The sequence below is a fragment of the Patulibacter sp. NPDC049589 genome, assembly GCF_040675535.1.
Taxonomy (GTDB): domain Bacteria; phylum Actinomycetota; class Thermoleophilia; order Solirubrobacterales; family Solirubrobacteraceae; genus Patulibacter.
Genome location: NZ_JBFAPC010000196.1, coordinates 1 through 9,302, shown reverse-complemented (window position 1 = coordinate 9,302; position 9,302 = coordinate 1). Strand labels below are relative to the sequence as shown.

The following is a 9,302-nucleotide window of genomic DNA, read 5'->3' as shown; positions in this document are numbered from 1 at the left end:
CGCGCCGGCGGTCAGGCCAGGACGGCCGCCGCGGCCGCGTCGCGGACGAGGACGCGGGCGGCGTCGATGTCCTCGGAGCCCTGGAGCGCGGACTGCAGCGCCTTGTCCGGCAGGACGCGGGTGCCGTCCCCGGCCGCGGTCGCGGCCTCGGCCAGCCGCTCGACGTACCAGGGGTAGTGCTTGCGCAGGTAGCGCCCCGCGCGCTCGGCGCCGAGGTGCTCGATGGTGCGGTCCAGGACCCACTCGAACTCGGCGACGACCTCGTCGGCGGTCGGCGGGGTGCGGTCGCGCAGGCCGAGCAGCGACGAGAACAGCCACGGGTTGCCCAGGGCCCCGCGGGCGAGCATCACGGCCGCCGGGGCGACCTGCTCGTAGGCGGCGAGCGTCTGGGCGTCGTCGTGGAGGCCGCCGGAGAGCACGATCGGGACCGGAAGCTCCTGGACGAGCTTCGCCGCCAGGTCGTAGTCCGGGGTGCCCTTGTGGTGGACCTGGGCGCTGCGCGGGTGGAAGCCGATGGCCGCGACGCCGGCCTCGTCGACCAGGCGGGTGGCCAGCGCGTAGCCGTCCGTCTCGCCGTCCTTCTTCGTCGCGGAGCGCAGCTTCACCGTGACGGGCAGGCCGGAGCCCTCGCGGGCCGCGCGCGCCACGGCGACGGCGGTGTCCGGGTCCTTGAGCATCGCGGCGCCGGCGCCGGTCTTGATCACCTTCGGCACCGGGCAGCCCATGTTCAGGTCGATGACGTCGACGGCGACGTGCTCGGCGACGTAGGCGGCGGCGGAGCGCATGACCTCGGGGTCCTGGCCGAACAGCTGGATCGCGACGGGGCCGCCCTCGCGCTCGACCTCCTCGAAGCGCAGGAGGTCGCGGAGGGTCTTCTCGTTGCGGTGGTGGATCGCGAAGGAGGAGACCATCTCCGAGACCGCGTAGCCGGCGCCGTAGCGCTTGGCCTGCAGCCGGACGACCCAGTTGCCGATCCCGGCCAGGGGCGCGAGCGTCACCCGGTTGGGGACCGTGAGACCGCCGAGGGTCCAGGAGTCGGTGAGCGGCGCGGCTGCCATGGACAGCCCAGGGTATCGCGGCTCGCCGAGCGCTATGCAGGCGACGACCGCGGGTGGGCCGTGCCCCGCCGCCCCCGGGACGCGACTCGGATCCGCGACGCACGGGTCGGGGCCCGCACCGCTTCTCAGCTGTTGCGCTCGTGGAGGAGCCGCAGGCCCGTGAGCGTCAGCATGTCGTCGACCTCGTCGATCGTCCGGCAGTGCGGGACGATGCTGCGCGCCAGGCCGCCGGTGGCGATCAGGTCGATGTCGCGGCCGAGCTCGTCCATCAGGCGCTCGCAGATCGCGTCGACGCCGCCGGCGAAGCCGTAGATGACGCCGGAGCGGATGCCCTCGATCGTGGACTTGCCGATCAGCTGCTTCGGGGCGACGAGGTCGATCCGGGGCAACGCCGCGGCTCGCGAGGTCAGCGCCTCGAGCGAGATCTCGACGCCGGGGCTGATGATGCCGCCGAGGTACTCGCCGTCCGCCGACACCGGGTCGTAGGTGATGGCGGTGCCGAAGTCGACGACGACGCAGGCGCCCTGGAAGCGCTCGTAGGCCGCCACGGCGTTGACGAGCCGGTCGGCGCCGATCTCGCGCGGGTTGTCGTAGCGCAGCGCCATGCCGGTCTTGATGCCCTGGCGGACGACGACCATCTCGTGGTCCATGTAGCGGTCGGACATGCCGCGCCACTCGTCGGCGAGCTGCGGCACCGTGGACGACACGATCGAGGCCGTGATGTCCGCCGTGTGGATGCCGCGGAGCTCGAGCAGGTTGCTGAGCTTCGCGCCCAGCTCGTCGGCCGTGGACTGGCGCACCGTGGCGAAGCGCCAGTGCTCGACCAGGTCCGTCCCGCGGAACGTCCCGAAGTGGGTCTGGGTGTTGCCGACGTCGACGACGAGGAGCATCGCCCTGCAGTATCACCCGCCCCTATGCTCGGCGCATGCCGGCCACCCTGTTCGTCGTCCACGGATCCCATCCGTGCGCCACCGTGGAGCGCGCCCTCGAGCTCAAGGGGATCGACCACCGGGTCGCCGAGCTGCCGCCCGCGGCGCACTTCCCGGTGCAGAAGCTGCTGTTCGGCCGGCGCACGGTCCCCGCGCTCCGGCTCGACGGCGGCGAGCGACTCTCGGGGTCCCGGGAGATCCTCCGGCGGCTCGACGAGCTCGTGCCCTCCCCCGCCCTCCTCCCCGCCGACCCGGCCGCCCGCGAGCGCGTGCTGGCGGCCGAGGCGTGGGGCGAGGACGCGCTGCAGCCCGTGGGCCGCCGCGTCCTCTGGTGCGCGCTGGACCGGCTGCCGACGGCGATCCCGTCGTTCCAGGAGCACTCGCGGCTGCCGCTGCCCGCGGCGATCCGCCCGCTGCTGACGCCGGCGATCGTCGCGATCGAGCGCCGCGTGAACCGCTCGACCGACGCCGGCGTGCGCGCCGACCTGCAGGATCTGCCCCGCCACCTGGACCGCATCGACGGCTGGCTGCAGGACGGCACGCTGGGCGGCCCGACCGTCAACGCCGCGGACCTGCAGATCGCCGCGACCCTGCGGCTGCTGATGACGATGGAGGACCTGGACGGGCCGCTGCGCGCCCGCCCGGCCGGGACGCTCGCGCTGCGCGTGTTCCCCGACTGGGACGGCCTCGTGCCCGCCGGCGCGTTCCCGGATGAGTGGCTGCGCGCGCTGCGCGCCTGAGCCGAGCCGACCCCCGAGCCGTCAGCCCGCGTCCGGGACTCGCAGGGGGTCGCCGGAGCGGCGGACCCCCTCGTCGAACGGCAGCCGCTCGAGGCGCTCCGCCAGGCGGGTGCCGTCGGGCAGCGCCAGGCCGAGGTCGAGCTCGAGCAGCGGGATCAGGACGAACCGGCGCTCGGTCACCTGGGCGTGGGGCAGCGTCAGGCGCTCGGAGCGGTACGGGGCGTCCCCGAGCAGCAGCAGGTCGACGTCGATCGGCCGCGGGCCGTGGCGCACGTAGTCCGGCGAGGTCACGTCGGTCGTCCGGCCGTGGTCCCGCTCGACGGCCTTGCAGGCGTCCAGGAGGTCCTCCGGCGGCAGCGCGGTGGCGATCCGGACGCAGGCGTTCAGGAAGTCCGGCTGGTCGAGGACGTCACCGACCGGATCGGTGTCGTACGTGGCCGAGGAGGCGAGCACGCGGACCCCGTGGCCGGAGAGGGCGTCCACGGCGGCCTGGAGCTGCGCACGGCGGTCTCCGACGTTGGTGCCGAGGCCCAGGTAGCCCACGACCTCGCCGGGGGCGAGCGGGGCGCTCACGGGCGCACCGGCGCGATCAGGGCGAGCTGCCGGGACTGGGCCAGGAGCGTGCCGTCCGGGAGGAACAGGCTCGCGTCCTCCTCCACCAGGCCACCCTCGGCGGCCGCGGAGCGGTAGTGGCCGAGCACCGGGGCGGCCGGGAGGCCGCCGGGCGGCAGGTCGGCGCGGACGTGGATCGTCAGGTCGATCGTCGGCACCGCGACGGGGGACGTCACGGCCTCGAAGGTCGGCGGCCACCAGAAGTCGGTGAGCTGGGCGACGTAGGCGGCGTCGATCGGCTGGTCCTCGGGGGAGCCGATCCAGCCGCCGGTCTCCGCGGCGGCCCCGTCCCGCGGCAGCCGGCCGGAGAACGGCAGCCCGCCGAGCCGGGGCGAGAGCCGCAGCTGGCTGGTGATCGGCGGCATGCCCGGGAACGGGGCGATCCAGGCCGCGGCGTCGGGCCGGTAGCGGTCGACCGGCACGGCCGGGGCGTCCGGCGCGGGCGGCGGCCCGGCGTCGGGGGCGGTGGGCCCCCACTCGGCGGCGGACTCCAGGCCGGGCGTGGCGAACGCCGCCAGCGCCAGGAGGACCTCCCGGCCGTCCTGGCGCGCGGTCGCGCGCAGCGAGGCCAGGCGGCGGCCCGTGCGCACGACCTGGACCTCGACCTCGAGCGGGCCGACCCGGGCGCCGCGGAGGTAGTGGACGGTGAGGGAGCGCAGGCGCCGCTCGCCGGACGGGGCGAGCTCGGCCTCCATCGCCCGGACCAGGACGGCGGCGAGGTAGCCGCCGTTGGGGCCCGTCGGGGCGTCCCAGCCGGGATCGACGTCGGCGGCCCAGAGCCCGGGCTGCGACGCGTCGACGGGACGGACGGCCGTGGCGCGGGCGAACGCGGTCGGGACGGCGCCCGACGCGCGGGCGCTCAAGCCCCGTCCCCCGCCCGCCAGAGCTCGACGGAGACCTCCTCGACCGCCAGCGGGATCGGCGGCTCGGGCTTCGTGCACTTCACCCAGACCTCCTCCGCGCCGTAGTCGGAGACGACGCGGTCGGCGATCGCCGCGCAGAGCCGCTCGAGCGTCTTGTAGGAGCGCTGCTGGGCCACGAGCGCGACGAGCTGGCAGACCTCGCCGTAGTCGATGGTGTCGGCCACGCGGTCGGTGACGACGGCGTCGCAGTCGACGACCGCCATCCGCAGGTCGACGAGCAGGCGCTGGCCGATCTCGCGCTCGGCCGCGGAGACGCCGTGGTGCGTGTAGAGGGAGAGGCCGCGGATCTCGACCGTGACCTCGTCGCGCTCCTCGCCGTCGAGCTCCTCGAGGTCGTCGTCGTCCTCCTCGTCCTCCTCGACGTCGGCGTCGACGTCCGCCGCGCCCGCGGCGTCGTCCGCCCGCGGATCGGCGTCGCGCGGATCGAAGTTCCGGCCACCCCGGCCGTCGTCGCCCTCGTCGGAAGCACGCTCGTCGCGTTCGTCATCCATGGCGCGCCACGCTAGCACCAGCGTCCCCGCGGTCCCCGGTCACCACGTGCGCGGCCACGGCCAGGGCGTCGTGGACGGCACCGACGTCGTGGACGCGGAAGACGCGGGCGCCCGAGGCGAGCGCCAGGACGTTGGTCGCGATCGTGCCCGCGAGCCGCTGGCGGGGGTCGTCGCGGCCCGTCAGCCGCCCGAGGAAGCTCTTGCGGGACGTGCCGACGACGACCCGCGGGCCGATCGCCACGATCTCGTCCAGTCGCCGCAGCAGCTCGAGGTTGTGCTCCTGGGTCTTCGCGAAGCCGATGCCGGGGTCGACGTCGATCCGCTCGATCGGCACGCCGGCGGCGACCGCCGCCGCGATCCGGGCCTCCAGGAACGCCCGGACGTCGTCGACGACGTCGTCGTAGCGCGCCTGGGACTGCATCGTGCGGGGGTCGCCCTGCATGTGCATCAGGCAGCAGCGCGCGCCGTGCTGGACGACGACGTCGAGCATCTCCGGGTCGGCGCGCAGCGCGGAGACGTCGTTGACGTACGTGGCGCCGGCCTGCAGCGCGGCCAGGGCGACCGCGGCCTTCGTCGTGTCGACGGAGAGGACCGCTGCGGGGACGGCGGCCGCGAGGCCCCGGATCACCGGGACGACCCGGCGCAGCTCCTCCTCGACCGCGACCGCGGGCGCCCCGGGCCGGGTCGACTCGCCGCCGACGTCGAGGATCGTCGCCCCCGCGGCGGCGAGCTCGATCCCGTGGCGGACCGCCGCGTCGGTGTCGAACCACTCGCCGCCGTCGGAGAACGAGTCCGGCGTGACGTTGACGATCCCCATGACGGCGAAGGGCGCGGGCATCGGCCGAGCCTAGTCGTCGCCGCGCGCGGGCCCGGTCTCGGCCGTCGGGGCCCGGGCGGGATGCGGGGGCGAGCGCTCGGCGGCGGGCCGGGGCGGCGGCGGAGTCCGGCCCGGGAACGACGACGGCGGCCCGGAGGCCGCCGTCGTGACGATGCTGCGTGGGCCGGCGGGCGGCCCGCCGGATCAGGTCCGGCGGTACCCGCGGACGCCGTCGCCGGCGTCCATCGCCGTGCCGAGGCCCGGGCGGGGCAGCGGGCGCGGGGCCGGGCGCTCGGAGCGCGCGGCCTCGTCCTCGGCCGCGGCCGGGAGACCCGAGGCGGGCGCCGGCGGCTCGTCGTCGAAGACGTCGTCCTCGTGGCGGCCGTCGAGCAGGGCGAGGAACTCGCTGCGCTCGATGGTCTCGCGACGGATCAGGACCTCGGAGATCGTGTTCAGGAGCTCGCGGTGATCGTTGAGGATGTCGGTGGCGCGCTGGTGCGCGTCCTCGACGATCCGGCGGATCTCGTCGTCGATCTCGCGGGCGATCTCGTCGGAGTAGTCCGGCGTCGAGCCCATGTCGCGGCCCAGGAACGGCTGCCCGGCGTCGTGGCCGAAGACCCGCGGGCCGAGGCGCTCGCTCATGCCGAAGCGCATGACCATCTGCTTGGCCGAGCCGGTGACCTTCTCGAGGTCGTTCGACGCGCCGGTGGTGATCTCGCCGAAGCAGATCTCCTCCGCCGCGCGACCGCCGAGGGTCATCGCCATCTGGTCCAGCAGCTGCTGGCGCGTCGTGAGGAACTTGTCCTCGGACGGCATCGAGATCGTGTAGCCCAGCGCCTGGCCGCGCCCGACGACCGAGATCTTGTGGACCGGGTCGGCGTGCTCGAGGAAGTGGCCGACGAAGGCGTGCCCCATCTCGTGGTACGCCGTGATCTCCCGCTCCTTCTCGGTCATGACGCGGGTCTTCTTCTCGGGACCGGCGATGACGCGCATGATCCCTTCCTCGAGCTCGTGCTGACCGATCTGCTTCTTGCCCGAGCGGGCGGCGAGCAGGGCGGCCTCGTTGACGAGGTTGGCGAGGTCGGCGCCGGTGAAGCCCGGCGTCTGGCCGGCGAGGGCCTCCGTCTCGATGTCCGGCGCCAGCGGCTTGCCACGCGTGTGGACGTCGAGGATCTTGGCGCGGCCCTTGCGGTCCGGGCGGTCGACGACGATCTGGCGGTCGAAGCGGCCCGGGCGCAGCAGCGCCGGGTCGAGGATGTCCGGGCGGTTGGTGGCCGCGATGAGGATGATGTTGTCCGTCATCGTGAAGCCGTCCATCTCCACCAGGAGCTGGTTCAGCGTCTGCTCGCGCTCGTCGTGACCGCCGCCCATGCCGGCGCCGCGGTGGCGGCCGACGGCGTCGATCTCGTCCATGAAGATGATGCAGGGCGAGTTCTGCTTGGCCTGCTCGAAGAGGTCGCGGACGCGGCTGGCGCCGACGCCGACGAACATCTCGACGAAGTCCGAGCCGGAGATCGAGAAGAACGGCACCCCGGCCTCGCCGGCGACGGCGCGGGCCAGGAGGGTCTTGCCGGTGCCCGGAGGGCCGAAGAGCAGGACGCCCTTCGGGATCCGGGCGCCGAGCGCCTGGAACTTCTTCGGGTTCTCGAGGAACTCCTTGATCTCGTGGAGCTCCTCCACCGCCTCGTCGGCGCCGGCGACGTCGCGGAAGGTGATCTTCGGCGTGTCGGGCGACATCCGCTTCGCCTTCGACTTGCCGAACTGCATCACCTTCGATCCGCCACCCTGAACGTTGTTCATGATGAGGAACCAGACGCCCAGGATCAGGACGAACGGGATGATGTAGATCAGGGCGGAGAGCAGGCCCGAGGTCTTCGACGACTTCACGTCGAAGGACTTGATGGCCCCGCTCTTGAGCGATGCGGAGAGCGTGGACTGCACCTGCGCCCCCGCGTCGGGCACGTACCCGACCTCGAACTTCTTGTCGTTCCGGGTCTCGACCTCGAGCGCGTTGTCCTTCGTCTTCATGACGACGCTCTTGATCGTGCCCGGAGTGGCGAGCTGCTCCGTGAACTCTCCGTAGGTGTACTTCTCGCGATTCTGATTCGAGAACAGCTGCTGGGCGAAGAACGCCAGCAACAACACGATCAGGATGGGGAAGAGGGCGCTCTTGAAGAACCGGCTCATATGGGTGACCGGCTGCGGTCCCCCTCACGATGAGCGAGGAGCGAAGCCGGGCGCCTAGCGTAGCAACGCGCCTGTAACCGGCGGGCCGGGTCGGTGTTCGCCCGTGCTCGCCGACCCTCTCCTGGGCCACCACGGCCCGTCCACCACGGGGTTCGCGACCCGGACGATCGTTGGGACGACCGGTCCCGTGACGACCGCCACAGAGGGTCCGGCCGTCAGAACGGCGCCGCGGCGCTAGGAGGCGGCGGCGATCGCAGCGTCCGTGAGGGCCGCGACGTAGGGCAGGTTGCGGTACCGCTGGGCGAGGTCCAGCCCGTAGCCGACGGCATAGCGGTCCGGCAGCTCGAACCCGGTGTAGCGGATCGGCACCTCGACCTCGCGGCGGCTCGGCTTGGTCAGCAGCGAGCAGACCTCGATCGAGGCCGGCCCGCGGGAGCGGAGGTTGCGCATCAGGTACTGGAGCGTCAGCCCCGAGTCGATGATGTCCTCGACGATGAGGACGTTCTTGCCCTCGATCGAGCCGTCGAGATCCTTGAGGATCCGGACGACCCCGCTGGAGCGCGTCGCCGAGCCGTACGACGAGACCGCCATGAAGTCGACCTCGCACGGGACCGTCAGCTGGCGCATCAGGTCCGCCACGAAGAGCACCGCGCCCTTCAGGACGCAGACGATCAGGATCTCGCGACCCTCGTAGTCGCGGCTGATCTCGACGCCGAGGTCGGCGATCCGCGCCTGCAGCTCGTCCGCCTGGATGAGGATCTCGCCGATGTTGGGGTCGCGCACGGGGCGGGAGTCTAGTCCCCCGCACCCGGTCCGGCGCCCCCGGCCGGCCTCCGGGGTCACGCCCGCGGTGGCGTGGGGACGCAGCGCACGACGCCGCCCCGGAGGACCGCGCGGGCCCCGTCCCCGAGGTCCAGCGCGGCGGCGGCGCTCCCCTCCGGCCGCAGGGCCAGGACCTCCTCCAGCCGCGCCCCGGCCCGAGGGCAGCCCGCGCCCGTCGCCCGCTCGGCGAGCGTGCGGAGCACCCGCCGGCCGAGCGCGACCGGCGCCGCGCGCAGCGCCGCCTCCCCCATCCCGTCCGGCGGGACCCCGGCCGACGCCAGCAGCTGCGCCGCCGCCGCGGCCAGGGCCTCCTCGTCCTCCCGGGCCAGGGCCGCCGTGCGGACCAGCGCGGCCGGGGCGCGTCCGTCGATGCGCTCGAGCTCCGTCAGGAGGGCCCGGACCCGCCCGCGCGGGGTCGTGGGGTTCGTCGGGTCGTCCGTCCAGGTCAGCCCCCGGTCGCGGCACCAGGCGCCCGTCTCCTCCCGCGTGAGGCCCGCGGCCAGGAGCGGCCGCAGGACCCCGCGGGCGTCGTCGCGCTCCGCGATGCCCGCCAGCGCGCGCGTCCCCGGCGAGGAGATCGCGCGCAGGAGCACCGTCTCGGCCTGGTCGCCGGCGGTGTGGGCGACGAGCACCGGCGTGCCGGGGCCGCCCCAGGCGTCGGCGGCCCCCCGCAGCGCACGGCGCCGGGCGTCCCGGGCCCAGGAGGCCGGCGAGCCGGTCGCG

General features: G+C 74.2%; 10 protein-coding genes. 1 reads left to right on the top strand and 9 read right to left on the bottom strand.

Features of this window, described 5'->3' with window-relative positions; translation table 11 throughout:
- Positions 1-11: 11 nt before the first annotated feature.
- Both AB0L40_RS24350 and AB0L40_RS24345 read right to left on the bottom strand, forming a co-directional pair.
- A complete protein-coding gene (locus AB0L40_RS24350; RefSeq protein WP_364360808.1) occupies positions 12-1,058 on the bottom strand; it encodes a tRNA-dihydrouridine synthase in 1,047 nt (348 codons plus the stop codon).
- A gap of 125 nt (positions 1,059-1,183) precedes the next feature.
- On the bottom strand, positions 1,184-1,948 hold the full coding sequence (locus AB0L40_RS24345; protein ID WP_364360806.1) for a type III pantothenate kinase: 765 nt from the start codon (positions 1,946-1,948) through the stop codon (positions 1,184-1,186).
- Positions 1,949-1,983: 35 nt separating this feature from the next.
- Between AB0L40_RS24345 and AB0L40_RS24340 the strand changes: the two genes are divergently transcribed.
- Positions 1,984-2,727, top strand: a complete 744-nt coding sequence (locus AB0L40_RS24340) for a glutathione S-transferase family protein (RefSeq protein WP_364360804.1) — start codon at positions 1,984-1,986, stop codon at positions 2,725-2,727.
- A 21-nt stretch (positions 2,728-2,748) separates the two neighbouring features.
- On the opposite strand, the gene folK is transcribed toward AB0L40_RS24340, so the two are convergent.
- The 7 genes from folK to AB0L40_RS24305 form a co-directional block, all read right to left on the bottom strand.
- Positions 2,749-3,300, bottom strand: a complete 552-nt coding sequence (gene folK, locus AB0L40_RS24335; protein ID WP_364360802.1) for a 2-amino-4-hydroxy-6-hydroxymethyldihydropteridine diphosphokinase — start codon at positions 3,298-3,300, stop codon at positions 2,749-2,751.
- On the bottom strand, positions 3,297-4,202 hold the full coding sequence (locus tag AB0L40_RS24330) for a thioesterase family protein (protein WP_364360800.1): 906 nt from the start codon (positions 4,200-4,202) through the stop codon (positions 3,297-3,299). The genes folK and AB0L40_RS24330 overlap by 4 nt, the downstream gene beginning before the upstream one ends.
- Positions 4,199-4,753, bottom strand: a complete 555-nt coding sequence (gene folB, locus AB0L40_RS24325; RefSeq protein ID WP_364360798.1) for a dihydroneopterin aldolase — start codon at positions 4,751-4,753, stop codon at positions 4,199-4,201. Before folB ends, AB0L40_RS24330 begins: the two co-directional genes overlap by 4 nt.
- A complete protein-coding gene (gene folP, locus AB0L40_RS24320) occupies positions 4,746-5,591 on the bottom strand; it encodes a dihydropteroate synthase (RefSeq protein WP_364360796.1) in 846 nt (281 codons plus the stop codon). Before folP ends, folB begins: the two co-directional genes overlap by 8 nt.
- Before the next feature lie 183 nt (positions 5,592-5,774).
- Positions 5,775-7,757 carry an ATP-dependent zinc metalloprotease FtsH gene (gene ftsH / locus AB0L40_RS24315; protein ID WP_364360794.1) on the bottom strand — a complete coding sequence of 661 codons (1,983 nt, stop codon included), beginning with the start codon at positions 7,755-7,757 and terminating at the stop codon, positions 5,775-5,777.
- A gap of 234 nt (positions 7,758-7,991) precedes the next feature.
- A complete protein-coding gene (hpt, locus tag AB0L40_RS24310; protein ID WP_364360792.1) occupies positions 7,992-8,540 on the bottom strand; it encodes a hypoxanthine phosphoribosyltransferase in 549 nt (182 codons plus the stop codon).
- Between the two features lie 56 nt (positions 8,541-8,596).
- The coding region (locus tag AB0L40_RS24305; RefSeq protein ID WP_364360790.1) for an ATP-binding protein at positions 8,597-9,302 on the bottom strand (706 nt) is incomplete at its 5' end.

What these genes read in the sequence shown, in the direction of transcription:
- AB0L40_RS24350 (WP_364360808.1), bottom strand. Translation starts at nt 1,058, where the DNA reads ATGGCAGCCGCGCCGCTCACCGACTCCTGGACCCTCGGCGGTCTCACG.
- AB0L40_RS24345 (WP_364360806.1), bottom strand. Translation starts at nt 1,948, where the DNA reads ATGCTCCTCGTCGTCGACGTCGGCAACACCCAGACCCACTTCGGGACG.
- AB0L40_RS24340 (WP_364360804.1), top strand. Translation starts at nt 1,984, where the DNA reads ATGCCGGCCACCCTGTTCGTCGTCCACGGATCCCATCCGTGCGCCACC.
- folB (WP_364360798.1), bottom strand. Translation starts at nt 4,753, where the DNA reads ATGGATGACGAACGCGACGAGCGTGCTTCCGACGAGGGCGACGACGGC.
- folP (WP_364360796.1), bottom strand. Translation starts at nt 5,591, where the DNA reads ATGCCCGCGCCCTTCGCCGTCATGGGGATCGTCAACGTCACGCCGGAC.
- ftsH (WP_364360794.1), bottom strand. Translation starts at nt 7,757, where the DNA reads ATGAGCCGGTTCTTCAAGAGCGCCCTCTTCCCCATCCTGATCGTGTTG.